Raw genomic sequence first — 22,826 nt, 5'->3', positions numbered from 1 at the left:
ATCCCTAGCCCTTCCGTCAAGGCAGCGGGCCTTGGCGCGGCCTGAGGGTCGCAGTCGTAGAGGGTGGTGGTGTAGCGGTCGAAAGGCTTATCGTCGGGAGCGGGGTAGATCACCTGCCCGTAGGGGGCAAAGTTTTCCGCTTCAACCAGAGGTGCCTTCAGTTGGCGTAGTTGGCTACTCACCCTGCTTGTCTCCTCTTTGGCCAGCTTTTACCCCTGAGAAGGGATCTCAGCAGGATCTTAAGATGCCGGCAGTAGAATTGGGTGGAAAACTTAGCCCTTGGCAGAGTCCATGGCCATGCGGCGGGATTTACAAGAGCTGGTCATTTCCCCTTTTCTGGTGGAAAACCTTTCTGGGGTACCCATAGCCTGGCTGTACCGACCTCGGCCTATCCGTCGCTGGAAAGACTGGCTGCGCCAGTTCTCCGCCTTTTGGGATCTGCTGGGCCTGCTGTTGGTGCTGGATTTGTTCTGCCGTTTCTTGACCTTTTGGTCAGGGGGATCCCTGCTGACCTTGGTGGGGCGAATTTTGATCCCTGGCCTGCGCAGCAGTTGGGAAAGTTGGCTGGTGGAATGGGGAATCCTGACAGCCATTGCCGCTTTGGGCCAAGCCTATTGGATTTTCCGCAGCCGCCGCATGCCGCTCTTGCTGAACTTGCTAGAAGAAGTAGATCGCTACAATCGGCTCATTCAAGCCATTCACATCAACGATGAATTGGTAGAGGCGGGCAATCCTGAGGCCAAGCTGCCCCAGCGGGATCAGATCATCGAGACTCTGAAGCTGACTCGCAGCGACCTAATCCGCGCCTTGAAAACTGAACGGATCTTGCGGCAGAACAAAGACTTTATTGAGCAGCAAAGGGAGTTCTTCGGCGACGAGCTGGCAGCTCTGACTGCGCTCCAGCTAAGAGAACAGGCCAGCGAACAGTCGCAGCTTTTGGATGCTGCTTTGCAAATTGCCTTGCAGGTGCGCTCCCAACTAAGCCAACTGCAGAACCGGGGAGCAAATTGTTCCCAAGACAAAGATCAAGCTTCAGACAAAGCTCGAGACAAAAAAGATTAAAGCGAAGACACAAGTTACAGCTATTTCGACCAGGATACTGCACTGATATTGAAGTAACCAAAGCCTTGGACTACGGGAAAATCGTTGTGAGGCTCTTTGTCGCCTTGATCTCCACTTTGGGAGAGGGTTCAGATCTGCCTGGAAAAGCGCTGGAGACTGTCGCGAAGCCCAGGGATCTTCCTTCTCGGCAACGCCCTAAAAAATGTCCTGACTCAGCAGCTTAGCCAAGCGCTCCAGGCCCTTTTTGACCCGTCGGGAAACGGTAACGGCACTGATTCCCAGCCGCTCTGCTGTTTCTTTTTGGGTGAGGTCGTAGAAGAAAACAAATTCCAAAATCTGTCGGGTGCGCTCCTCCAGCTTGGCCAAGGCATTTTGCAGGCGGATGCGATCTTCTTCGGCCAGTTGAAAACTGCGGTAGCGCTGATCGGGAATGGTATCCCCTAGAGCAACGCTGTCTTCTTCAACCTGTACGGGAGCATCTAGGCTGAGCAAAAGGCTGTTTTGTTGGGCCAGCTGCAGCTCTCGCCATTCCTGCTCTGTTAGGTTGAGGGCTTCCCTCACCTCCGCCTCAGAGGGAGGACGGCCCAACTCTTGTCTCAGGCGCGCAATTACCTTCTTGGCCTGTCGCTGCAGGGTGGTCCAGCGGCGAGGGAGCCGCACTGCCGGGCTTTTGTCTCGCAGGTAGTGCTGAATTTCTCCGCGAATGTAGGGCATGGCAAAGGAGCTGAAGGCCAGGCCGCGGCTGACGTCGAAGCGCTCGATGGCCTGAATGAGGCCTAGGCAGCCGACTTGTACTAGGTCGTCGTATCCCTCATTGCATTGGTTCCGCCAGTAGTGGGCCTCTTTGCGCACCAATCCTAGGTTTAGCTCCACCAGTCGATTGCGCAGGGCCGGATCCCGAGTTTGCTGGTACAGCCGCAACAGCTCGAAGGTTTGGGTTTTAACATCTCCAGGTCTAGATGCCCTAGGCGCGCGCCCAGTCGGGGATCCAGAACTGCCCATGCTGGATTTGGCCGAAGAGGGGGAAGCCGGGCTTGTCGGCGGCCTTGGGAGGTCAGAATCCTCGAGAGGAGGCTGTTGCGGAGCCATTACTATAGAAACTGCTTTTCTTTGACCAATTGAGCTAGAGCCCCTCAAGGCTGGATCGGCGGCCAAGCAGCTCAAAAGCAGGGGGTGCAAAGCGATACCGATTTTCTGCCGTTGGGCTCAACTGCGATCTACAAGCAGGTCGAGTTAAGTTGTAGCCATAAGAATGCTACCAGGTGTTAGCAGAAACACAATTTTGAGATTTGCTAGGATACTGAAGCGCCCTCAGTTTGACCAGCTTTTCCGCGGCAGTCAACACCCTTCTCCCGGAAACCCTCCGTCTTCGGTGGAAGGTCGGATTGCTATTGCCGGTGTGTCCTCTGGGGTACTCTGGAACTCAGGAAGCAGACGGTGGAGCTGTTCGCGTCAGGGGCGTTGGGCTTTCCTCTAGTCCTCATTCGCGACAGGGGTGCGCTCTCAGGAAGGCTGCAAAACTCGGTTCACCGCGAATGGGATCGAAATAGGGTTCAGAGGCAAGCAGGGGGCGGTAGCGTTCCGGCTGCAGCCGCAGAGCTTGCTCTAGGGCTTGGAGGGCCTGGGGCAGTTGGCCTTCCCAGGCGCAGCAGCAGGCTTTAGCATAGTGGGCCTCTGCATTGTCGGGATCCAGCTCCACGGCCCGGTCAAAGCTCTGGAGGGCGAGCCTGTAGAGGTTCAAGTCCATCAGCACCAAGCCGCGCTGCAGCCAGAGCTGGGAGCGCTGGGGATCCTGGGCGAGAGCGCGGTCGTAGCTGTTGAGAGCTTCCATGCAGTTGCCCAGGCGGTGATGGGCAAAGGCGTGGCCGGCCCAGAGAGAGACCGACTCCAATCCCAGTTGCAGGGCTTGCTCGTAGCTGGCCAGAGCCTCGGCGTAGCGCTCCAGATGCACCAGAGCCAGCCCGCGACTTTGCCAAACCCGGGGATCCTTGGGGTTGAGGTCCAGGGCCTTGTCGTAGCTGTTCACTGCTTCCTGCCATCGCTCTAGAGAGGCCAAGGTCAGCCCGCGCAGATGCCACGCTTCCGCACTGTCGGGGCGGAGGGTGAGAGCCTGCTCGTAGGCGCGCAGCGCCTCTTGGTAACGGCCCAGTTGCCGCAGCGTGTTGGCCTGGTTAAAGCGGGCCTCAAAAAAATCCGGCTTTAGGTGCAAAGCCCGCTCGTAGCTGGCCAGCGCTTCCTGATGACGGCCAAGATCGTCCAGAAGAGAACCTCGGTTGTTCCAAGCTTCGGGAAAGTCCGGCTTCAGCTCTAGGGCGCGGTCGTAGCTGGCCAGGGCGGCTTGCGCCTGTCCCAGTTGGTCGAGGGCGGTGGCGCGGTTGTACCAGGCAATGGGATCCCGTGGCCGGTCTGCCACTGCCTGCTCGAAGGGCTGCAGTTGGGCTGCCTGTTCCGCCGTAAGGGCAGAGAGGTCAACCGCCGTTGCCGGCAAAACAGCTTCTGGAGGAGCAGCCCGCCGCTGCCGCCGCAGCCCCCAGGCCCAGCCTCCCACTAGGAGCAACAGACCCACCCCTAGTACCAGCGCGCCCAGGTCAGTTGAGGCGGTTGCAAGCGGCATGACCCTACATCATCACCAGAAAGGGCAGGGGATCGCTAGGTCCTGCTGGCGAGATCAGCTCAATGCGCTTTTCGCCGGGGTAGGTGCTGGGATCGATCTCAAAGGTAACCGTCAGCGCCTCGGCACTAGCTTGCACCGGCTCTTGGGAGCGCCCCAAGGGATCCCCAAAGCTAACCCGGATCCCCTTGCCCGCCGGGCTGACCCGGATCTCGGTTACCTGATCCAGATGAGATCCCTCCAGGGTACAGACGATGATATCTCCCACAAAGGCCTCCCGCGGCCAACCACGCCGCACGATGGGTCTAGGCATAGTGTTGCTCCCACGGTCTACTTCACCCCAAAACGGCTTTGATGACACAGGGGTTCCGCCATCACCGGCTGCCACCCCTCCGGAGAAGAGGCGGTTTGGGGAAGAGGAACAGCAGGTGCTCGCAGCAACACCTGGCCGTCTGAACCTACACTAACCAAGCGGGGCATTTCTCCAAGGCTGTCAGCGACGGCAAACAGCACCCGTCCTCTTGCCTCGGGATCCCAGCCTAGCAGCTCCGCATAGGCCAAGGCCGGTGGCGGATCCCAGATTTGCACTGGCGGGATCTCGGTTGAGTCTGCCGGCAAAGGCCAGATCACCGCCCGATCCCAGCTTAAGTCTGTCTGGAGCCAGCCCGAGTACTCCTTCACCAGCAAAGTCTTCTCCTGCCAAGCCATGGGCAGGAGCACAGCAAAATCCAGCGGATCCTCAGGATTACCCCCGACTACCGAGGTTTGGTAGAGAACCTGCAGAGCGCGGCTACGGGTGTTTTCGGCAAACAGCACGCTGGTCAACTGGCCTCCGGAGGGGGTGACAACCCAATTTAGCCGCGTGTACACCTGCCAGTGGGAATCCGGAGCCACGAGAGGCTGGCTGCGCAGCAGGCCCACCAGCGTACACTGCCGCTCCTGTGCCTTTTCCTGCAAGTCGTACACCCACTCCCAGGGAATGGGTAAAGGCGAGGGGGAGAAGCTTTCTGGGGCAGCCGTCGCTATAGCCCTCGGCCAGACAGCGCTCCCCCCTGCCCCGATCCAAGCCGCTACCAGAGCCCTCCCCAGTTGCCCCAGCCAGCTTCCCCTGAGCCAGCCCCCCATTTGCCCAACCCTCCGCCTTAGCTGCTGGCTAGGACTTCGCTGACAGCCGCACCTGGACTGACCGGCTGTGGGCGGGTAACCCCTCAGCTTGCGCCAGGGCTTGAATGGCGCCGGCCACCTCTTGCAAAGCCGCTGAGCCGTACTGGATTAGGCTGGAGTGCTTCAGGAAGGTTTCTACCCCCAGCGCCGAGGCGTAGCGGGCTGCCCCTGCCGTGGGCAAGGTGTGGCTGGGCCCAGCTAGGTAATCCCCCACCGCCTCTGGGGTGAAATGTCCCAAGAAGATGGCCCCCGCATGGCGAATTGCGTCCAACAGGGCCCAGGGATCCGCCACCTGAAGCTCCAGGTGCTCCGGCGCAAACTGGTTGGACAAGTTGACCGCCGTGGCCAGATCGGGCACCACCCCAATCAGCCCGTAGTTGGCCACTGCCTTTTCCACCAGGAGGCGATGGGGATGCTCCTCGAGCTGCCTGGCCACCGCCTGCTGCACCTGTTGGGCCAGCCGGAGGTCGGGAGTGAGCAGGATAGCCGCCGCTAGGGGATCATGCTCGGCCTGGGCCAGGAGATCGGCGGCAACGTAGAGGGGGTTGGCGCTCTCATCGGCAATGATCAACACCTCCGAGGGCCCGGCCAGGGAGTCGATGCCTACCGTGCCATACACCAGCTTTTTGGCCAGGGTTACGTAGATGTTGCCGGGGCCGGCGATCACGTCCACCTTGGGGATGGTCTCGGTTCCGTAGGCCAGCGCTGCAATGGCCTGGGCCCCGCCGACGCGATAGATGGTGTGGATGCCCACTTCTTGGGCAGCGACCAGAATGGCTGGGTTAATTCCCTTGCCCCCTAGGCCGTCCGATCCCGGCGGGGTCACCATGACAATTTCCGGCACCCCTGCCACCTTGGCAGGAATGGCGTTCATCAACACCGTACTGGGATAGGCGGCGCGACCCCCCGGAATGTAGAGGCCAGCGCGATCCACCGGGCGGTACTGCTTGCCCAAAACAATCTCGGGGCCAGGAAAGCTTACCCAACTGCTGGGCACCCGCTGCCGGTGGAAGGCTTCGATGCGCTGTTTGGCTAGGCGCAGGGCCGAGAGCAGTTGCGGCGATACCGCCTGGTAGGCCGCCTCCAGCTCCGCCCCCGAGACCTTTAGGTCGGCAACGCTCAGCTCCACCTGGTCAAACTCTGCCGTGTAGGCCAGCAAGGCCCGATCCCCTTGGCGGCGTACTGTCTGCAGGATCTCCCGCACAGTTGCCTCGCGATGCAGGTTTTGGTCTGCCTGGGTGCGCTCCGAGATCCGTCTGAGCTCGGCTTCGGCCTCGGCTAGCTGGGTAACAATTCTCAGCATGGCAACTCCTTTGCCTGGCGTACCGTAGGCAGAGAGCGAGAGAGCCGGCGGCAGAGGGGGCTTTTCCTGCCCTGGCCTCCCGGGCTCCCAGAGAGGGATCCCGTCTGCGCCTAGGGCGCTCCACAGGGGCTATGGTCATAGCTTAGCCTGGATCTTCCGCTCCAAAGAACCCTGCTCCTGCTCCAGCCCTATTCAGAGATCTGTAATGAGGCATCTCCCCTCAGCAGCCAGAACCTCCAAAGTTGGGAACTGTTCCAGGGAGTATTAATTTGCGTTAGGACTATATCACAGTGAGTTATGGTGAAGCTAAAACCGTTGTTGACAAGTCAGTCGCCTGCAGCGATTGCTAACCATGCCCACATCTACTCAGCTTCCCGAAGAGCAAGCCCTTCAGCCTTCGGTGGCAGTGGCCCAGGAGCCCTTCTTGGGGCTGCTGCAGGATCTGGCGCGGGCCTACCAAGCTTTTGAGAACTACGCCGCCGCTCACATCCGCCAGACAGGGCTGACTCCTCCCCAATTTGAGGTCTTGGTAACCCTCGGCAACACCCCTGGCCTGACGATGAACGTCCTGGCTGAGAAAACGCTAGTTACCAAAGGAACGCTGACCGGGATCGTGGATCGCCTGGAACAAAAGGGCCTGGTGCGCCGCGAGGTGCCGCCGGAAAACCGCCGCTGCTTCAGGATTGTGCTCACCGAAGCGGGGGAAAAACTGTTTGCGCAAGTCTTCCCAGCCCACGTGGCTTACCTAAGGGAGCGCTTTCAGAAGCTGGATCCGGAAGAGATAGCCCAGATCCAGGCCTGCCTAAAAAAGCTGCAGTCTATTTTCAATCTCCCTCAGGGGCAGACCGAGAGTTGTTGAGAAGGCCTTCTGCCTACCCTAAAACCCAGAGCACAAAGACGATACCTAGAGTAACGGCGGCAAAGAGGGTGTAGCTAATCCGGCGCAGTGGCTGCAGTTGCATAGCATGCAGCTCCTTGAGCCAACTCAACCCCAGGGACTCCACGAAGCGATCCAGCACCGCCTGCATGGGGTAGGCGTAAACGGATCCCTGCTCTTTGAAGTTCACCAGCACAACTAGCAGCGTGGCGTAGCCCCAGAGGAGACCCCAGAGCGCAGCACTTAACCCAATTAAGATGGGCTCAAGCATTGCAAGCATTACACTTCTTTATCTTTGTGTGGGTGTACCTGCTGCTTGTGTCAAGGGGACGGAGTTTTTTGGGGTGAGGGAATTGATCCCCCTTGAGGCTACCTTCCTCAGGCAGCAGCCTAGAGAGGAGCTCCCGACGGCTCCTAAGGGTCGGCTTTGCTAGCTCTCTTCTGCCCCTTTAAACTGGGAGTACCTGCTCAAAGCTACCCTGTTAACCTCCATGAGTTCTCGCTACCTGCTGCCCCCCGCTGAGTCCAAATCTGTCGGCACCGCCTATCTTCTCTGGGCGTTGGGCATCTTCGGCATCTGTGGTGTCCATCGCCTTTACCTGGGCAAGATGGGCACAGGCATTCTCTGGCTTTTCACCTTTGGCCTGTTGGGAATTGGCCAGTTGATTGACCTGTTTTTGATCCCGGGCATGGTGGACAACTACAACCTTAAGCTAGCCGTCCTGCAGGGATCCCGACCTTCCTCGTCTCCGGCAAAAACTGTCTCAGCAACCCCGCAGCCCCTCAAGGGTCAGGCTTTGATGCGGGAAATCCTACGGCTAGCCCAGCGTCGCCAGGGGATCCTCACCCTCTCGGAGATTGCCATCGAACTGCCTGCTGACTTTGACGAGATTGAAAAGGCGCTGCGAGAGCTGAGCCGACGGGGCATTGCCTCCCCTGAGAACAACCTAACCACCGGCGCAGTGGAATATCACTTCCCTCACCTGTTGCGCTCCCCTGGCGAACCCCGCTCCCTTTGACCACGCCCTACTGGGATCCCAGGAGGCCGCGCTGTTTGGCCAGCCGCATCGCCCGGCGAAAGGCTAGCAACCCCAGGCCAAAGTAGAAAATGCCGCTGGCTAGAGCTACGAGCAGCCGCAGGGGATCCAGACCTGCATCCCGTACCATTACGTCTCGCAGCAGGCCGGCCCCTGCCGTCATGGGCAGCATCTGTCCCAGCCACTTCCGAGCTCCCGACCACTCTTCCGTGGGGGTAGCCAGGAGAAAGAGGAGGCCAAACTGGCTCAGGATCAGCAGTTGTTGAATGCGCTTCCAGATTAAGGCGGCGGATCCCAGTAAAAACGAGAAGCCATAGGCCCCCAGCACCACGCTCAAAAGCGGCAGCACCAAGCTGGGGGGAAAGCGCAGCCGGCTGCCCGTGAGCAACAAAATGATCCCCAAAACGACGACGACAATGGCAAGGCGCAACACCAAGCTGGCACAAGCCCGCGCCAGAAACAGCGTGGCTGCGGAAAACGGCGAGAGCAACACCTGCTCTAGCGTCCCCGTCTGGGCTTCCACCTGCAGGTTGAGGGCAATGTCGTTCACTACAAAAATGACCAGCGTCCAGAGCACATAGCCAATCACCACCGCATCCAGCCGTTCGCCAAACTGGGAAGCTGGCCCTGCCACATACTGAGCGCCAGCAAAAAGGGCATAGAAGAAAAAGGTGGTGATGAGGATCCCGCCCAGGGCTTCTGCCGGATAGCGGATGTACTGGATCCAGGTGCGCTTTAGCTCCGCCCAAAACAGGTACAGCAGTGGCCTCATCCCTGCTTCTTTCCCCTTTTCAGCAGCTTGAGAAAAATGTGGGTGAGATCGGCTTCCTCTCGCTTGACGCTGAGCAGGGGCAAGGGCTTGAGGATCTCTAGCACTTGATACAGAGCCTCCGAGAAGCCCCTAAACCGCAACTGATGAGAGCTGAGAATCTCCACCCCTTGCTGGGCTAGGCGTTCCGCCCGGCTGGGATCCAGCTCCTGTTCCAACTCAATCCGATAAGTACCGGCTGCGCTGGCAAACTGCCGGATCAACTCCTGCGTGGGGGCCTGGACGAGAATCGTTCCTCGCTCGATTACAGCCACTTGGTTCGAGAGCGCCTCAGCTACGTCCAGTTGGTGGGTGGTGAGGAGAATGGCCCGACCCGAAGCAGCAATTTGGCGGATGAGGGATCTCACCGCTTGCGCCGCCTCCACGTCCAACCCCAAGGTGGGCTCATCCAACAACAGCAGAGCTGGCTGGTGCAGGAGGGCAACGGCGATGGCCACCTTCTGCTGCATGCCGCGGGAAAGGGTTTGCACAGCAACCTCCCCTTTCTCCCCCAGGCCCAAGGTCTCCAACAGCTCTAGCCCCCGTTGCCGAGCAGCTTTAGGAGACAGCCCCCGCAGCACGCCAAAGTACTCCAAGTTCTGCAAGGGGGTCAGCCGCCAGTAGAGGTTGCGGTTGCCTTCCAGCACCGCCCCCACCTGGGCCAGCGCTCCAGGCTCAGTGTGGGGATCCCGTCCAAGGATGCGCACGCTGCCGGCATCAGGCCGGATCAGACCAGCGATGATCTTGATGGTGGTGGTCTTGCCTGCCCCGTTGGGCCCCAGAAAAGCCAGGATCTCCCCTGCTGCTAGCGTTAGGGAGACATCCACCACCGCCTGCACTTGCTTGCCTCCCTGCCGGTAGGTCTTCTGGAGGTGGTGCACTTCGAGAACCTTCATGAGACAGGCTCTAGGGAGGCGTTGGGAGCCCGGCTTCCGTCTGGGTCAAGGCCAGGCTCATCTTGTCTAGCCACTGCAAAAGGTTTTCCAGTTGCTGCGCTGGCGCCAGCATTCCCAGCCCCCGCACCGTAACCTTGCCCGGCTGGTAAACCAAGCGAGACTGCACATGAGCTGGCAGGGCTTCCTTGAGACGGTTCCAAGCCGGCTCCTCCATGGGGGTTTCCAAAATAACATGCTCTTTGGCGGGCCTGATGCGGGAAAAGCCCAGGGTGCGGGCCAAAATCTTCAGCTCCATCACCCGCAGCAGTTCCTGGGCAGGCTTGGGCAGGGGGCCAAAGCGGTCTTGCCATTCCTGCGCTATTTGGGAAAGCTCCAGGCGCGATCCGGCAGCCGCCACTTGGCGATAAGCCTGCATTTTTTGCTCCTCGTCAGGGATATAGCTCTGGGGAATCATAGCCGTAACGTTGAGGTCGATCTGGGTGTCCTCCACCTGCGGGATCTTCTGGCCGCGAATTTCTTGGATGACCTCCTGCAGCATTTCTAGATAGAGATCAAGGCCCACCGCATTGACTTGTCCCGATTGCTCCGTTCCCAGCAAATTGCCAATGCCGCGAATTTCCATATCCCGCAGAGCCAACTGGTAGCCAGATCCCAGTTGGGTAAATTCTTGAATGGCCTGCAGGCGTTTGCGGGCCTCCTCGGTGAGGATCCCATCCTCTCGGTAGAACAGCCAAGCATAGGCTTGGATCCCGGCCCGGCCCACCCGCCCTCGCAATTGGTAAAGCTGGGCCAACCCAAACTCCTGGGCATTTTCGATCAAAATGGTGTTGACACGAGGAATGTCCAAGCCGGATTCAATAATGGTGGTGCAGACCAGGATATCGATTTCGCCATTGTTAAAAGCCAGCATGGTCGCTTCCAGCTCCCCTTCCGGCATCTGCCCATGAGCAATGGCAATGCGAGTGCCGGGCACCCATTCCCGCAATTTGGCAGTGGTTTCTTCGATCCTTTCAATGCGGTTGACGACGTAAAAGACTTGCCCGCCGCGATCCAACTCCTGGCGGATGGCTGTGCGAATGACCTCAGGGTTGTAGGGAGAAAGGTGAGTTTTAATCGGGCGCCGCGACGGAGGCGGAGTTTGGATCAAGCTCATTTCCCTCAACCCTGACAAGGCCATATACAGCGTGCGGGGGATAGGGGTAGCCGTAAGGGTGAGCACATCCACCTGGGTTTTGAGGAGCTTGATCTTCTCTTTTTGGTTGACGCCAAAGCGATGCTCCTCGTCAATCACCAAGAGGCCCAAATCGCGAAATTGCACGTCTTTGCCCAAAAGTTGGTGGGTGCCTACAATTACGTCCAGCTCGCCGCTTTTAAGCCGGGCCAGGATCTCTTTTTTCTCCTCGGGAGTGCGGAAGCGGTTGAGCAGGCCCACTTGAATGGGGTAGGGGGCAAAGCGCTCTTTGAGAGTGTGGTAGTGCTGCTGGGTGAGAATGGTGGTTGGCGCTAGAAGAGCTACCTGCTTGCCGGCGGTTACGGCCTTAAAGATGGCGCGGATGGCCACCTCCGTTTTGCCAAAGCCCACATCGCCACACAGCAGTCTATCCATGGGGCGAGGGGACTCCATATCCCGCTTGATCTCCTGGACAGCGCGAATTTGGTCCGGCGTCAGGGGGTAGGGAAAAGACTCCTCAAACTCCTGCTGCCAAGGGGAATCCGGGGGGAAGGCGTAGCCCTCCTGCTCAGCCCGTTTGGCGTAGAGCTGCAGGAGATCAAAGGCCACTTTTTTCAGACTCTTTTTGACTTTTTGTTTGGTCTTTTCCCAGGTGCTGCCGGACATTTTGTGCAGGGCAGGTGGCCCATCGCTGCTAGCCCGGTAGCGCGAGAGGGAGTTGACTTGGTCGGCAGCCACCCGCAGCAGGCCGTCGCTGTATTGAATAACGAGGTACTCCCGGGTTTCGCCGCCGATGGTGAGGCTTTCCAAGCGCAGGAACTGGCCAATGCCATGGGCCCTGTGAACGACAAAATCCCCCGGCTTGAGCAGGTTGGGATCCACCTGGCGAGAGCTGGCCTGGCGGCGCTTGCGCACATAGGTGGGAGTGGCGAGGCTGTGCTGGCCGAAAAACTCCCGGTCGGTGAGCACTACCCACCCCAGCGTGGGCAGCAGGAACCCCTCCAGCTCAGCCAAGCCGGAGTACTTCAGGGCCACCGGCGTGTAGGACTGGAGCTGGCGTTCAATGGCTGGAAAATCTTTGGGGTTGGGCACGTACTGGGCCGGGCAGTCGTGTTCTTGCAGCAAGGCCACCGTGCGGGAGGGCTGGGCGGAGAGAATCCACACCCGCAACTGCTGCTTGCGGTACTCGCGCAGGGTTTTGGCCAGGGATCCAAACTGGTGGGGAGCGGCAGGGACAGGCCGGCTTTTGAGGTCAAGGGCAGCTTCAGCCTCGCCGGCAGGGGCAAAAGCCCGGGCCAACAGGCGGGGGAAGGGATCCCAGTCGGGAGCCGCAAGATCAAAGAGACGGTGGAAGGGCACTAGAGCCGGCTCAGCAGCTTGGGCCAACTGCCACTGCTCCTGGGCGTGGTCTAGCCACTGCCGGCTGTGGGCCTGGCACTGCTCTGGCTCGTCGATCAGGATCAAGGTATTGGGATCCAAATAGCTCAGCAGGCTGGCCGGCGGATCGTAAAGTAGGCCCAGAAAGCGGCGCAAGCCCTCTGGGGGAGGGGACGACTGCTCCAACTGCTGCCGAAGACCCTGGGAAAGCTGATCGGCTTTTTCCTGCAGAGCCGGCCAGAGGATGGGCCCGTAGCCGGTGGGAGTTAGCCAGACATGGGGGATCCCGTCTTGAGAGCGCTGGCTCACCGGGTCAAACTCCCGCAGCCGCTCCAGTTCATTGCCAAACCACTCCAGGCGCACCGGCCATTCGCAGGCCACCGGAAAAACGTCGAGAATATCGCCCCTCTGGCTCCACTGTCCCTCGCTTTCCACCAGGCTTACCCGCTGATAACCTAGACGACTCAACTGCTGCCCCAACTGCTGCGGCGACAGCTCCGCGCCGGGCTCCAGCTTGAGGCAGAAAGACTGAAACACCTCTGGTGGGGGAAGGTGGGGTTGTATGGCCCGCTCCGTGGCCACAATGGCCATGCCCTTTCTGCCCTGGAGACAGTCGGCCAGCACCTGGAATTGTCCCCACACCAACTCCGGCTCCAGGTCAAACGGCTCATAGGGGGAAGCCTCGGAGGTGGGATAAAGCTGCACGCTCTCCCAGCCCATGCCCTCCAGTTGGGCTGTCCAGCGGCCCGCCTCTTCCAGCGTGGCGGTAACCACCAATAGGGATCTCCCTTCCTGCTGGGCCAAAGCCGAGGCGATCAACCCCTTGGCAATCCGCCCCCCTCCCTGCAAAGCAGCCCGTCGCTGGGATCTCAGCCGGACGGCCAACTCTTGCACCAAGCCCGATTGGGCAAGAAAGTGCACCAGTGGGATAAACGACATCTTTCCACCCCAGACTGCAAACTCAAGCCGGGATCCCAATTCTGGCATTTGTAGCCGCTGGAAACCTCAACAAGCCCTTTCCGGAGTGGGAAAGTTAGTTGGCTACCAGCCTTGAGGCTGCCAGGCCGATGCTCCAGGGCTGAGATTTTTTGTATCCCATGTTACAGGAAAAAGCTGGCACTCCCAGGATTCTAAAGTTAACCCTTAGACTTGAACAGCCTGCGCGTTGTCTTGCCCAAGATGTAACCCTAGGAGCAGCGGAAAATAGATCTCCTAAAGTTGTAAAGCTGTACTCATTACAACCCTCCAAGCTTAGGGAAAATTATGTTTCTAGACACCGTCACCCTTTCTCGACTACAGTTTGCCCTCACGGCCATGTTTCATATGCTATGGCCGGTTTTAACAACAGGAATGTCCATCTATCTTGTTGTAATTGAAGGACTTTGGCTGAAAACTCGCAATCTAGATTACTATCGCCACGCTCGCTTCTGGTCAAAGATCTATGTGTTAAACTTTGGCCTTGGCGTGGCCTCAGGCTTGCCGATGGCCTTTCAGTTTGGCATGAACTGGGCCCCTTTTTCTGAGGCGGTGGGCGACTTCTTTGGAACCATCCTAGGATTTGAGGGCACGATGGCCTTTATGCTGGAGGCCAGCTTCCTGGGGATCATGCTGTTTGGCTGGGAGCGGGTGCCGCCAGTAATTCACTGGATCTCGACAATCTTAGTGGCCTTCGGTGCCAACCTCTCCACCTTTTGGATCCTGACGGCCAACTCTTGGCTGCAGACGCCGGCAGGTGGCGTGTTCGTCGATGGGAAATTTGTGGTGCGGGACTACCTGCAAGCTATTGTAAACCCCTTCATGGTCAATAGCTTTCTGCACATGTTTTTTGCCACTTTGGAAACCTCTTTGTTTGTCATCGGTGGCATCAGCGCCTGGTACATTCTCAAGCGGCGGCACAGCGAGTTTTTCTCCCGCTCCTTCAAACTGGCCCTAGTGATGGCGCTAGTGGTGGCCCCTCTGCAGGTGTTTATTGGCCACTTGAGCGCGGAGCAAGTGTATCGCTATCAACCGGCCAAGCCGGCGGCCATGGAGGCCCAGTGGGAGACGCTCCCCGCTGGCGAGAGGGCGAACTGGAGCCTGTTTGCCTTGCCCAATGAGCGTGAGGAGCGCAACGAGTGGGAGGTGAGGATCCCCGGCGCGCTGGGCTACCTGCTCGAGTTCAAGCCCAGGCTGGATCGACCGGTGCAGGGCCTGAAAGCTTGGGATCCCCAAAATCGTCCTCACATGATTGGCCTCATCTACTACTCCTTTAGGACGATGGTGGCCATTGGCTTCTTTATGGCCGGGCTCGTGGGGGCTACCTTGATCCAGTGGTTGAGGGGCAAACTGTCGGCGGAGGCCCTTTCCCAGCAGAAGTGGCTGATGTGGGCTTGGGTCTTCGCGGGCCCGTTGGGCTACATTGCCGTCGAGGCTGGTTGGATTGTCCGCTGTGTTGGCCGGCAGCCCTGGATTGTGTACGGGCAACTGCGCACCGCAGAAGCGGCTTCCCCGCTGCCACCGGGAGAGGTGCTGTTTTCCTTGGTCGGCCTAACTGCTTTGTACACCGTGTTTTTCGTGGCCGCTCTTTACTTCGGCAGCCGCATCATCCGCAAAGGGCCTAACCTGGAGCTGCCTGCCCCCGTTCCAGCAACCCGGCCGGTGATCGTGATCGAGCCTGCTCGCCACGAGCCGGATCGCCGTCCGGCGGAAGCTCGGTAGCGCCGCTGCCCAGGCGACATCGCAGTTGGGAACTGTCTCGAACTGGCCTGGCTAGGAATACCTAAAGCGGAGGGAAGGGCCATGGAATCTTTCGAGCCTTTACAGCAGTTTCTGCCTCAAGTCTGGTTTTTTATCCTCGGTCTATTCTTCTTTCTCTATGTTCTGCTCGATGGATTTGACTTGGGGGTTGGCATCCTTTCCCTGACGGCTTCCAGCGAGACGCGCCGCAGCATTCTCATGACCAGCTTGGGCAATGTTTGGGATGCCAACGAGACGTGGCTGGTACTCATGGGGGGATCCCTATTTGGAGCCTTTCCCCTCGCCTACGCCACCATCCTCAATGCCCTCTACATTCCGCTAGTGATCATGGTGGTGGGCCTGATCTTGCGGGCTGTCTCTTTCGAGTTTCGGGAGAACGCCAACAACAAGCTGGTCTGGAACCTCGCCTTCGGAGTGGGCAGCTTTTTGGCAGCCTTGGGCCAGGGGTTTGCCTTGGGCAGCGTCTTCGAAGGGATCCGGGTGGACGAAGCCGGCCACTTTGCCGGCAGCCCCTGGGACTGGCTGACCTGGCGCACGGTGTTGGTGGCTCTTACCCTGATCCAGGGGTATGTTTTGATCGGCTCTGCTTACTTGATTGTGAAAACCACGGGGGAAATCCAGAAAACCTATTACAGGACGGCCACCATCGCCACGTGGACAACTTTGCTGGGGGCAGTGTTTATTACCATCAGCACCCCCATTATGTCGGAGCAGGCGCGCTCCCAGCTTTTCTCGCCGCCTCTTTTCTATGTCTTTGCTGCAATCCCCCTTTTGGGGCTTTTGTTGGTGGCTCTGTTGCTGCGCAGCTTGCGCCGCCGAGAAGAAAATAGCCCTTTGGTTTACACCTTCCTCATTTTTGCCCTTTCTTTTATCGGCTTGGGGTTCATGATTTTCCCCAACATCATTCCTCCCAGCGTCACCATCTACGAGGCGGCAGCTTCTCCCAGTTCGCTGGTGTTTATGCTCACCTTTATTGGCTTTTTGATTCCGGTGATCTTGTCCTACAACATCTACAACTACGTGGTGTTCCGGGGCAAGATTGTAGTGCAAGAAACAGCGGCAGAAGAGGCCAAAGTTCCAGAGCCAGTTTAGGTTGGCCCAGAGTCGAAGGAATAACCCCGCCCATATGCCAGGCGGGGCAATTTCTACTAGTTAAGGGCTCACCCAGCGAGGCTCTCACTCCCGCTTGAGCCATTGCCGGATCTGCTCGGCAGCCACGTCGCGACCTCCCAAGCCAAAAGCCAAAGCCACAGCCACGGCAATGGCGCCCAGCACCAGGCCAAAGGCCAGCACCACAATATCGGTGGCTACGCCCATCTGCTGCAAGGCCATGGCGCCAACGAAAACCAAAATGGCTACCCGCGCCGCCTGCGCCAGCACTCCTGAGGAGGGGTTGCCGAGGCTCTTAATCATAGAATGGGCCAAATTGGATAGGTAAAGACCGATCCCAAACACCAAAGCGCCGATGAGCACCCGCCCGGAAATGACCAACAGCCCCTCTACGATGTCGGTCAAAGCAGCAAACTGCAGCAGCTCCACCGCCGGCACTGCCCCGAACAAGACCACGCCCACCCAGACCACCAAGCCGGCAATCTCAGAGGGGGTGCGCCGCTTCACCAAGGTTGAGGGATCCCCTTCGGCGGCGGGAGCTTCAGGAGCAGGGGCCGAGGGCAAACCAAGGCCGGCAGCCAAGCGGTCGAAACCGATTGCCTGCAGCAACTGGGTCACCAAGCCAGCCAAAAACTGCCCCAGCCAGTAGAACACGGCCAGGATGAGAGCAGATCCTGCAATCCGGGGGATGGCCCGCAACACCTGCTCCAGCATCGCCACCGCTGGATCGGAGATGGCCCGGATTTCCAGGGCCTTGAGGGCGGCAATCACTGCCGGGATCAACACCAAGACGTAGGCCACTGTGCCCACCGTTTGGTCCAGCTGGGGAATGCCAAAGCGTGCCCCCAAGCGGTTAGCTCCCGCTGCCACCAACAAATTGGAAACGATCCCACGCACGATGCGAGCTAGCAACCAGCCCAACACACCGATGATGAGCGCTCCCAAAATGCGGAGTACCATCGACAGGATTTGATCCAGCAGGTTTTGCACTGGCTGCAGCGGCCCCCGCAGGTTCAGCGTGTCCAGGATGAGCGATAAGAAGAACAAGAAGATCAGCCAGTAGAGGGCGTCGCCTAGAGCTTCATTCAAGAGAAAGGGAGCGACCTCAGCGCCTCCCTCCGGCTTGGCAGCAGTTCCTTCCGCAGCCGCCTCCGGTTGGAGGGCTTGAGCCAGCCGCTCATCCAAGTTAAAGCGCCGCAGCCCTTGGATAACTGCCAGCCGGGCAACGGTGGCCACCGCCCAGCCCACCCCTAGCAGCACCAGCGCCCCGCCCAGCCGCGGCAGATAGGCGAAAATCTCTCCCAAAAACTTGTTGAGCGGATCGGAGACAGCCTGAAGCTGGAGAGCATTCAGCACCGCTACCAACACAAAAGCGAGGATAATCCAGTAAACAGCAGCAGCCACCCAGCGCTCAGTTTGCGGCGGCCTCTCGCCGGGCCTCTGGCCCATAATCCAGGTGGCCAAGCGGCTATCAAGCTGCGTCCGTTTGAGCAGCCCCCGAACGCCGAAAGCCACCACCGTGGCCACGATCCAACCCAGAACTAGAATGGCAATCGCCGCCAGTAGATTGGGCATGAAATCAATGACTCTAGCCCGAAGATTGACAACAAAAGAGACGGCTTCATTGCGAAGGTCGTTTGCAGGGGTTTCCATGATTACCCTCACAGCATGAGATGTTCAAAAGAGTAGGTTAGCCTGAAGCCCTTCTTTGGGCAAGCTGGCCTGGGAGAAAGCCTCAAGCGTCAAGCAGAAACGCTGAGTCTTGCAACAAAGCTTTACATCCATTCCCAGGATGCCGATGGTTAACCAAAGCTCCAGGGCAAAAGTTCAAGGTTCAGGCGTATAGAGGAAAACTTTTGCTTTAGAACCCTTTGCTTCTCCTCACTTAAATTGGTTTTTTCCAATACACCAGCCCATCCTCTCCGTTGTAATAGCCCTTGCGGCGTCCCAGCAATTGAAACCCTGCCGATTCATAGAGGCGGATGGCGGCCTGGTTAGAAGCCCTCACCTCCAACGTGGCCCAGCGACAGCCTGCTGCCCTGGCTTGGCTCAACAGCTCCTCCAGGATCCTTCGACCCAAACCACGCCGCCGATGGGCAGGATCCACCGCCAACGAGATGATGTGGGCTTCTTCTTCGATGCGCCAGAGGATGCCAAAGCCCACCAGCGTCCCTGGCGAGGAAAGCAGGGATCCGCAAGCGCCTTCAGGTTCTGCCACAGCCCCAATCACCAGGCTGGTGGGTCGTTCCAGCTCGGCCCGGTAGCCCTGTTCTCCCCAGTGCCCGCCATAACAGCGGCGATCCAGCTCTAGCAACTGGGGCAGGGCGGCAATGTCAAGCACCTGCAGCCGGTAGCCCATGGAGCTTAGTCTCGCCCTTTGCAGAACTCAGCCAGCCACAACTGCCCAAAGAGCTGGAGCTTGCAGTCGATCCCTCTCAACACCGCGGAGCGCTCCTGGGGGTCAAGATACTGGGCTACCGCTGCATGGCCGCCTCAGGGCTTGGAGGGCTGGAGAAAGGGTGGGCGCTTGGCTCATGACTGCGGATACCAGAGGGATTCGAGGGTGTGGACAAGGGCCGCTGCCTGCTGCGGCGAAGGGGCAGTTGGCAGACAGACGGTAACATGGCCCAGCTTGCGCCCCGGGCGGGCGGGGGTCTTGTGGTACCAATGCACGGTGGCATTGGGGATCTCCGCCAGGCGCTGCCGCTTCTCGGCATAGTCGCTGGTGGAGTGCTCGTAGCCCAAGAGGTTGACCATCACCGCCCCCCCACACTTGAGGGAGGGATCCCCCAAGGGAAGGCCAAGGATGGCCCGCAGATGTTGCTCAAATTGCGAGGTGTAGCAGGCTTCCAGGGTGTAGTGGCCGGAGTTGTGAACCCGCGGCGAGATCTCGTTGATCCAGATCCCAGCCTTGGGATGAGGCGGCGGCACCCAGAACAACTCGATGCCGAACACCCCAACCGCTTCTAGCTTTTCCATCACCTTAACTGCCAAGTCCCGGATCTCGGCCTCGACCGTTGGGGGGATGCGGGCAGGCACGAGGACGTGGCGACAGATTTGGTTAACCTGAACAGTCTCCACTACGGGGTAGACCCGGATCTCCCCCGTCAGCCCCCGCGCCACCATCACCGCCAGCTCCCGCTCAAAAGGGATCCACTCTTCCACAAGCAGCGGGATCCCCCTGTACTCGGCAAGGGTCTGTTGCAAAGCCGCGCGATCGGGCAAGATGCGGGTGCCCTTTCCGTCGTAGCCCTGCCGCCGCCGCTTGAGCACCAAGGGAAAGCTCAGGCTAGATAGATCTGCCGTCTCTGCCGGCCAAAAAGACGGCACCGGCAACCCCAGCTCTGCCAGAAACTGCCGCTGGCGCAACTTGTCTAGCAACGGCTCCAGGGTGCTAAGGCGAGGGCAAAAGCGGGATTCTTCCGGATCCAGCCTTTTTAGCTCCGGCAGCAGGATGAACTCGTTTTCAAAAGTTACCACTGGGCAGCGCTGCAATAGCTGCGCTGTAGCCTGGGTGTCGGTTACAGCGCCCCAAACTACCCCATCGGCCACCGCCACTGCCGGATCGGTGGGGGCAGCCGCCTGCACAATCAGCGGAATCCCCAGGGAGCGGGCCGCCAAAGCCAACATCTGCGCCAACTGCCCCCCGCCGATTACCCCTACGGGCCGCATCTGGGTTTGGGACTTCACTTCTATACTGAGAGGAGAAGCACCGTCTAGTCTACCGCCCTTGGCCCCTACCTCTAGGGCAAGGAGAAGCACTGTGGAGTCATCCAAGCTAAAAGAACTCATCGACCGGGCTTTGCAGGACAAGATCCTCACCCGCGCCGAGCAACAAGAAATCCTCCAGGCAGTTACCGCCGATTCCCAGGTCTCACCGGAAGAACACGAACTGCTGGAAATGATTGTGGAGCGCCTCAACAGCGGCGAGATTCGCGCCGTGGATTGATTCCTTTTCGAGTCTTGCCCAAAAGTAAGTGGCAGCTTGGAAGCAAGCAGTTGTCAGCGCAGCTCCAAAGGGCTGGGATAGACTGGAGATCCCCTGGCTCTATCTAGCATGCTGCCGCCATGAGTTCTCGCTCCTCAGACTGGTTTACGCGGGCACGCCACTTCTTTTACGGCACAGCCACTGCCCTGGTGGAGCTCCTGGAGGATCCCCAGAAGCGCGCCGAAAGTTTCGGCCGTCTTTCTGGCGACTGGGCGGCGCTGGCTGCAGAGCTGGAGCAAAAAGGAGAGCAGATTGAGCAAGAGGCTGTTCGCTACCTTAAAAGCCTCCGCCATGAAGCCACCAAGGCTCCTGGCCCAGCCGTAGAGAGCCAAACACCGGCCCCCCAGAGCGGCTCCCCAACCGCCACCATCTCCAAAGAAGAAATGGGCGAACTGATGGAGCTGATCCACCAGATTGAGTCCTTGCGCCTGGAGCTAGAGCGGTTGCGCACGGAACCCTGCTCGGATGCTGGCCTTTCTGCTTGATCCCAACGCCCGTGCGGTTTGACGTTGTTACCCTTTTCCCAGAGTTTTTTGAATCGCCCTTGCGCATTGGCTTAGTGGGCAAAGCCCTACGGCAAGGGATTGCCGAGGTTCATCTCACCAACCCGCGCGACTTTGCCGCCGATAAGCACCGCCGGGTCGACGATGAGCCCTATGGGGGCGGGGTAGGCATGGTGCTCAAGCCAGAGCCCTTTTTTGCTGCTGTCGCCTCCCTGCCTTGCCTGGATCCCCGCGAGATCATCTTGCTCACGCCCCAGGGACAACCCCTAAACCAAGCCCTGCTGCGGGAGCTGGCCCAAAAGGCCCAGCTCATCCTGCTCTGCGGCCAGTACGAAGGTTTTGACGAGCGGATCTGCCAGTATCTAGCCACTCGCGAGGTGTCGCTAGGGGATTTTGTGTTAACAGGGGGGGAGATCCCGGCACTGGCCTTGATCTACGGCGTGATCCGTCTCTTGCCTGGCACGGTTGGTAAGGTAGACTCTTTGAAGAAGGAGAGCTTTGAGGAGGGTCTGCTCGACTATCCTCAGTACACCCGCCCAGCCGAGTTTCTGGGGTACAAGGTGCCCCAGGTGCTCCTTTCAGGTAACCACGAGGCCATTGCCCGATGGCGTCTGCAGCAGCAGTTAGTACGCACCTGGCAACGACGGCCGGATCTGCTGGCCAAACGTCCCCTCACCCCCGAAGAACAACAGTTGTTGGCTGAAGGCCTGGCCGAGCAGCGCACTGAGGTGGAGAAACAAGATGCGCGTGAACTGTCTCAACTCCCTTCTCAGCCTTGCTGACCATGGGGCTAGGATTCTGGGGCTGCTGCTGGTAGGGATCCTGGCTAGTCCGGGGCTTGCTCTAGCCCAAACTGCCCAAACTGGAAGTGGCAACGAGGCCATTTATCGCGACGGCAGAACCCCGCTGTTCAACGGCTCCAGCCTTGATATGAGCGATCTCTTCCGGGCTGCTGAACTCCTCTCCCGCCAGAGGGCCACCTCCCGCTGGGACAGCCGGGCGGCCATCGATGCCGCAGTGGAGCAGTTTAACCAATCCCGCCGTCGCCCCTTGCTGTTTTCGCCGGGAGCAGGGAGATCCAAAACCCCTCTTGCTCGCTAACTTAGCTCCCCTCCTCAACCTAACCTGTGTTAGGATCGCAAGGCTATTCTTGTGGGCGCTAAGCAATAGCGCCAGGTTTTCGGGATCCCCTAGGAGATACTGCCGTGGTTAAGAGTACCCCCTCCAGCAAAACCGATAGGGAGCAGCACCTGGATCCCGCTAGGCGGGGTCACTCCAAGGACAGTTCCACCGAGTCCAAGGGGATCTCGGGCTTCCTCCAAGAGACGCGGGCCGAACTGGCCAAAATTGCCTGGCCAAGCCGTCGACAATTGGTTAGCGAATCCATTGGCGTTTTGCTAATAGTGCTGGCCTTCGCCTCATTTATTTACCTGGTTGACCAGCTGTTTGGCTGGGTAGCCACTCAACTGTTCTCGTAGCTTTAGGCAGGGGAGGGGAGAGGAGGTGAAGTATGAGCCCAGGGTTAGAGCAGCGGCGGAGACGCCGCAGAGACTACGTTGAGCCCCTAGAAGCTGCGGAAACAGAAACGACGGCGGAAGAAGGGGAAGGTCAAAGCCAGTGCAACTTGCGCTGGTACGCTGTCCAGGTGGCTGCTGGCTGCGAAAACAAGGTTAAAAGCACTCTCCTGCAGCGGGCAGCAGCCCTGGATGTGGCCGATCAAATCGTCGAAGTGGTGATCCCAAAGCGGGTGGGCTTCAAGCTGGATCGATCCGGCAAGCGCCAGGAGCAAGAGGAAAAGATTTTCCCCGGCTATGTGCTCGTGCGCATGGATCTCAACGACGACACCTGGCGGGTGGTGAAAACCACTCCCAATGTCATCAACTTCGTTGGCACGGAACAGAGACGGCCCTATGGTCGCGGTCGGGGGCATGTGACACCGCGGCCCCTCAGTCCCAGCGAAGTTCAGCGCATCTTCAGCACCGCTGAGGTGGAGGCGGTGCCCCTCAAGATTAACCTGGCCCCTGGGGATCGCATTGAGGTGCTGTCTGGCCCCTTCCAGGGGTTCTACGGCGAGGTGGTGGATGTCAGCCCAGAACGGGGCAAGCTCAAGGCTTTGATCTCAATTTTTGGGCGGGATACTCCGGTAGAATTAGAGCTTGGTCAAGTGCGAAAAGAGGTGTAAC

23 protein-coding genes and 1 pseudogene are annotated in these 22,826 nt (G+C 59.2%); 11 read left to right on the top strand and 13 right to left on the bottom strand.

Annotated features, from left to right (window positions below):
• Positions 1 to 182, bottom strand: a pseudogene (locus NW804_RS07405) (hypothetical protein); the annotation flags it as partial.
• A gap of 97 nt (positions 183 to 279) precedes the next feature.
• On the opposite strand from NW804_RS07405, the gene NW804_RS07400 reads away from it, so the two are divergent.
• Positions 280 to 1,062 (top strand): hypothetical protein, encoded by a 783-nt coding sequence (locus NW804_RS07400; RefSeq protein ID WP_414420751.1) that lies wholly within the window; start codon positions 280 to 282, stop codon positions 1,060 to 1,062.
• Between the two features lie 195 nt (positions 1,063 to 1,257).
• Here the strand turns inward: NW804_RS07400 and NW804_RS07395 are convergent, their stop codons facing one another.
• From NW804_RS07395 to hisD, 5 genes are all read right to left on the bottom strand, one after another.
• Complete coding sequence (locus tag NW804_RS07395; protein WP_414420750.1) at positions 1,258 to 2,064, bottom strand: RNA polymerase sigma factor SigF; 807 nt, start codon at positions 2,062 to 2,064, stop codon at positions 1,258 to 1,260.
• Between the two features lie 478 nt (positions 2,065 to 2,542).
• Positions 2,543 to 3,676: a tetratricopeptide repeat protein gene (locus NW804_RS07390; protein ID WP_414423214.1), complete on the bottom strand. Its 1,134-nt coding sequence runs from the start codon at positions 3,674 to 3,676 to the stop codon at positions 2,543 to 2,545.
• A 4-nt stretch (positions 3,677 to 3,680) separates the two neighbouring features.
• The gene (locus tag NW804_RS07385; RefSeq protein ID WP_414396446.1) at positions 3,681 to 3,986 is read right to left on the bottom strand and encodes a hypothetical protein; all 306 of its coding nucleotides are present in this window, start codon (positions 3,984 to 3,986) and stop codon (positions 3,681 to 3,683) included.
• A 17-nt stretch (positions 3,987 to 4,003) separates the two neighbouring features.
• Positions 4,004 to 4,639, bottom strand: coding sequence for a hypothetical protein (locus tag NW804_RS07380; RefSeq protein WP_414420748.1), 636 nt, complete (start codon positions 4,637 to 4,639; stop codon positions 4,004 to 4,006).
• Positions 4,640 to 4,826: 187 nt separating this feature from the next.
• On the bottom strand, positions 4,827 to 6,140 hold the full coding sequence (gene hisD / locus NW804_RS07375; RefSeq protein WP_414423213.1) for a histidinol dehydrogenase: 1,314 nt from the start codon (positions 6,138 to 6,140) through the stop codon (positions 4,827 to 4,829).
• A 352-nt stretch (positions 6,141 to 6,492) separates the two neighbouring features.
• Here hisD and NW804_RS07370 point away from each other — a divergent pair, with 352 nt between their 5' ends.
• Entirely contained in the window at positions 6,493 to 6,999 is a 507-nt protein-coding gene (locus NW804_RS07370; RefSeq protein WP_414409814.1) for a MarR family winged helix-turn-helix transcriptional regulator, read from the top strand.
• Between the two features lie 13 nt (positions 7,000 to 7,012).
• Here NW804_RS07370 and NW804_RS07365 read toward each other — a convergent pair whose 3' ends face one another.
• On the bottom strand, positions 7,013 to 7,297 hold the full coding sequence (locus NW804_RS07365) for a hypothetical protein (protein WP_414405881.1): 285 nt from the start codon (positions 7,295 to 7,297) through the stop codon (positions 7,013 to 7,015).
• A 211-nt stretch (positions 7,298 to 7,508) separates the two neighbouring features.
• On the opposite strand from NW804_RS07365, the gene NW804_RS07360 reads away from it, so the two are divergent.
• Positions 7,509 to 8,036: a TM2 domain-containing protein gene (locus tag NW804_RS07360; RefSeq protein WP_414409815.1), complete on the top strand. Its 528-nt coding sequence runs from the start codon at positions 7,509 to 7,511 to the stop codon at positions 8,034 to 8,036.
• 7 nt (positions 8,037 to 8,043) lie between these two features.
• Here NW804_RS07360 and NW804_RS07355 read toward each other — a convergent pair whose 3' ends face one another.
• The 3 genes from NW804_RS07355 to mfd are packed head-to-tail and all read right to left on the bottom strand — an operon-like array spanning position 8,044 to position 13,245.
• Positions 8,044 to 8,826, bottom strand: coding sequence for an ABC transporter permease (locus NW804_RS07355; RefSeq protein WP_414423212.1), 783 nt, complete (start codon positions 8,824 to 8,826; stop codon positions 8,044 to 8,046).
• Complete coding sequence (locus NW804_RS07350) at positions 8,823 to 9,758, bottom strand: ABC transporter ATP-binding protein (RefSeq protein ID WP_414423211.1); 936 nt, start codon at positions 9,756 to 9,758, stop codon at positions 8,823 to 8,825. Before NW804_RS07350 ends, NW804_RS07355 begins: the two co-directional genes overlap by 4 nt.
• Positions 9,759 to 9,768: 10 nt before the next feature.
• Positions 9,769 to 13,245: a transcription-repair coupling factor gene (mfd, locus tag NW804_RS07345; protein WP_414409818.1), complete on the bottom strand. Its 3,477-nt coding sequence runs from the start codon at positions 13,243 to 13,245 to the stop codon at positions 9,769 to 9,771.
• 324 nt (positions 13,246 to 13,569) lie between these two features.
• On the opposite strand from mfd, the gene NW804_RS07340 reads away from it, so the two are divergent.
• Positions 13,570 to 15,003: a cytochrome ubiquinol oxidase subunit I gene (locus NW804_RS07340; RefSeq protein WP_414423210.1), complete on the top strand. Its 1,434-nt coding sequence runs from the start codon at positions 13,570 to 13,572 to the stop codon at positions 15,001 to 15,003.
• An 81-nt stretch (positions 15,004 to 15,084) separates the two neighbouring features.
• The gene (gene cydB, locus NW804_RS07335; RefSeq protein ID WP_414423209.1) at positions 15,085 to 16,134 is read left to right on the top strand and encodes a cytochrome d ubiquinol oxidase subunit II; all 1,050 of its coding nucleotides are present in this window, start codon (positions 15,085 to 15,087) and stop codon (positions 16,132 to 16,134) included.
• Between the two features lie 84 nt (positions 16,135 to 16,218).
• Here the strand turns inward: cydB and NW804_RS07330 are convergent, their stop codons facing one another.
• The 3 genes from NW804_RS07330 to NW804_RS07320 all read right to left on the bottom strand — a co-directional run bounded on the left by NW804_RS07330 (position 16,219) and on the right by NW804_RS07320 (position 19,824).
• The gene (locus NW804_RS07330; protein WP_414423208.1) at positions 16,219 to 17,805 is read right to left on the bottom strand and encodes a mechanosensitive ion channel; all 1,587 of its coding nucleotides are present in this window, start codon (positions 17,803 to 17,805) and stop codon (positions 16,219 to 16,221) included.
• Between the two features lie 232 nt (positions 17,806 to 18,037).
• Positions 18,038 to 18,535 (bottom strand): ribosomal protein S18-alanine N-acetyltransferase, encoded by a 498-nt coding sequence (gene rimI, locus NW804_RS07325; protein ID WP_414423217.1) that lies wholly within the window; start codon positions 18,533 to 18,535, stop codon positions 18,038 to 18,040.
• Between the two features lie 149 nt (positions 18,536 to 18,684).
• Positions 18,685 to 19,824, bottom strand: a complete 1,140-nt coding sequence (locus NW804_RS07320) for a 5-(carboxyamino)imidazole ribonucleotide synthase (protein WP_414423216.1) — start codon at positions 19,822 to 19,824, stop codon at positions 18,685 to 18,687.
• Between the two features lie 91 nt (positions 19,825 to 19,915).
• Between NW804_RS07320 and NW804_RS07315 the strand changes: the two genes are divergently transcribed.
• The 6 genes from NW804_RS07315 (at position 19,916) to nusG (ending at position 22,825) form a co-directional block, all read left to right on the top strand.
• A complete protein-coding gene (locus tag NW804_RS07315; RefSeq protein ID WP_414409823.1) occupies positions 19,916 to 20,101 on the top strand; it encodes a hypothetical protein in 186 nt (61 codons plus the stop codon).
• Positions 20,102 to 20,220: 119 nt separating this feature from the next.
• Positions 20,221 to 20,625 carry a hypothetical protein gene (locus NW804_RS07310; RefSeq protein WP_414405873.1) on the top strand — a complete coding sequence of 135 codons (405 nt, stop codon included), beginning with the start codon at positions 20,221 to 20,223 and terminating at the stop codon, positions 20,623 to 20,625.
• Positions 20,626 to 20,636: 11 nt separating this feature from the next.
• Positions 20,637 to 21,425: a tRNA (guanosine(37)-N1)-methyltransferase TrmD gene (trmD, locus tag NW804_RS07305; RefSeq protein WP_414396481.1), complete on the top strand. Its 789-nt coding sequence runs from the start codon at positions 20,637 to 20,639 to the stop codon at positions 21,423 to 21,425.
• Positions 21,385 to 21,744 carry a hypothetical protein gene (locus NW804_RS07300; RefSeq protein WP_414420741.1) on the top strand — a complete coding sequence of 120 codons (360 nt, stop codon included), beginning with the start codon at positions 21,385 to 21,387 and terminating at the stop codon, positions 21,742 to 21,744. The genes trmD and NW804_RS07300 overlap by 41 nt, the downstream gene beginning before the upstream one ends.
• A gap of 104 nt (positions 21,745 to 21,848) precedes the next feature.
• Positions 21,849 to 22,121 (top strand): preprotein translocase subunit SecE, encoded by a 273-nt coding sequence (gene secE, locus NW804_RS07295; RefSeq protein WP_414396486.1) that lies wholly within the window; start codon positions 21,849 to 21,851, stop codon positions 22,119 to 22,121.
• Between the two features lie 32 nt (positions 22,122 to 22,153).
• Entirely contained in the window at positions 22,154 to 22,825 is a 672-nt protein-coding gene (gene nusG / locus NW804_RS07290; protein ID WP_414423207.1) for a transcription termination/antitermination protein NusG, read from the top strand.
• Position 22,826: the final 1 nt, after the last annotated feature.

This window comes from Synechococcus sp. WC10meta (assembly GCF_047461475.1).
The sequence above is the reverse complement of the archived record's forward strand: the minus strand, read 5'-3'. Positions and strand labels throughout refer to the sequence as shown.

Bases quoted from the DNA above. Each gene is read 5' to 3' on its own strand.
- nusG (WP_414423207.1), top strand. From the start codon at position 22,154: ATGAGCCCAGGGTTAGAGCAGCGGCGGAGACGCCGCAGAGACTACGTT.
- NW804_RS07360 (WP_414409815.1), top strand. From the start codon at position 7,509: ATGAGTTCTCGCTACCTGCTGCCCCCCGCTGAGTCCAAATCTGTCGGC.
- NW804_RS07395 (WP_414420750.1), bottom strand. From the start codon at position 2,064: ATGGGCAGTTCTGGATCCCCGACTGGGCGCGCGCCTAGGGCATCTAGA.
- NW804_RS07365 (WP_414405881.1), bottom strand. From the start codon at position 7,297: ATGCTTGCAATGCTTGAGCCCATCTTAATTGGGTTAAGTGCTGCGCTC.
- cydB (WP_414423209.1), top strand. From the start codon at position 15,085: ATGGAATCTTTCGAGCCTTTACAGCAGTTTCTGCCTCAAGTCTGGTTT.
- NW804_RS07310 (WP_414405873.1), top strand. From the start codon at position 20,221: ATGAGTTCTCGCTCCTCAGACTGGTTTACGCGGGCACGCCACTTCTTT.
- NW804_RS07330 (WP_414423208.1), bottom strand. From the start codon at position 17,805: ATGGAAACCCCTGCAAACGACCTTCGCAATGAAGCCGTCTCTTTTGTT.
- NW804_RS07350 (WP_414423211.1), bottom strand. From the start codon at position 9,758: ATGAAGGTTCTCGAAGTGCACCACCTCCAGAAGACCTACCGGCAGGGA.
- NW804_RS07320 (WP_414423216.1), bottom strand. From the start codon at position 19,824: ATGCGGCCCGTAGGGGTAATCGGCGGGGGGCAGTTGGCGCAGATGTTG.
- NW804_RS07340 (WP_414423210.1), top strand. From the start codon at position 13,570: ATGTTTCTAGACACCGTCACCCTTTCTCGACTACAGTTTGCCCTCACG.
- NW804_RS07390 (WP_414423214.1), bottom strand. From the start codon at position 3,676: ATGCCGCTTGCAACCGCCTCAACTGACCTGGGCGCGCTGGTACTAGGG.
- NW804_RS07385 (WP_414396446.1), bottom strand. From the start codon at position 3,986: ATGCCTAGACCCATCGTGCGGCGTGGTTGGCCGCGGGAGGCCTTTGTG.
- mfd (WP_414409818.1), bottom strand. From the start codon at position 13,245: ATGTCGTTTATCCCACTGGTGCACTTTCTTGCCCAATCGGGCTTGGTG.
- NW804_RS07370 (WP_414409814.1), top strand. From the start codon at position 6,493: ATGCCCACATCTACTCAGCTTCCCGAAGAGCAAGCCCTTCAGCCTTCG.
- NW804_RS07300 (WP_414420741.1), top strand. From the start codon at position 21,385: ATGCGCGTGAACTGTCTCAACTCCCTTCTCAGCCTTGCTGACCATGGG.
- hisD (WP_414423213.1), bottom strand. From the start codon at position 6,140: ATGCTGAGAATTGTTACCCAGCTAGCCGAGGCCGAAGCCGAGCTCAGA.
- NW804_RS07355 (WP_414423212.1), bottom strand. From the start codon at position 8,826: ATGAGGCCACTGCTGTACCTGTTTTGGGCGGAGCTAAAGCGCACCTGG.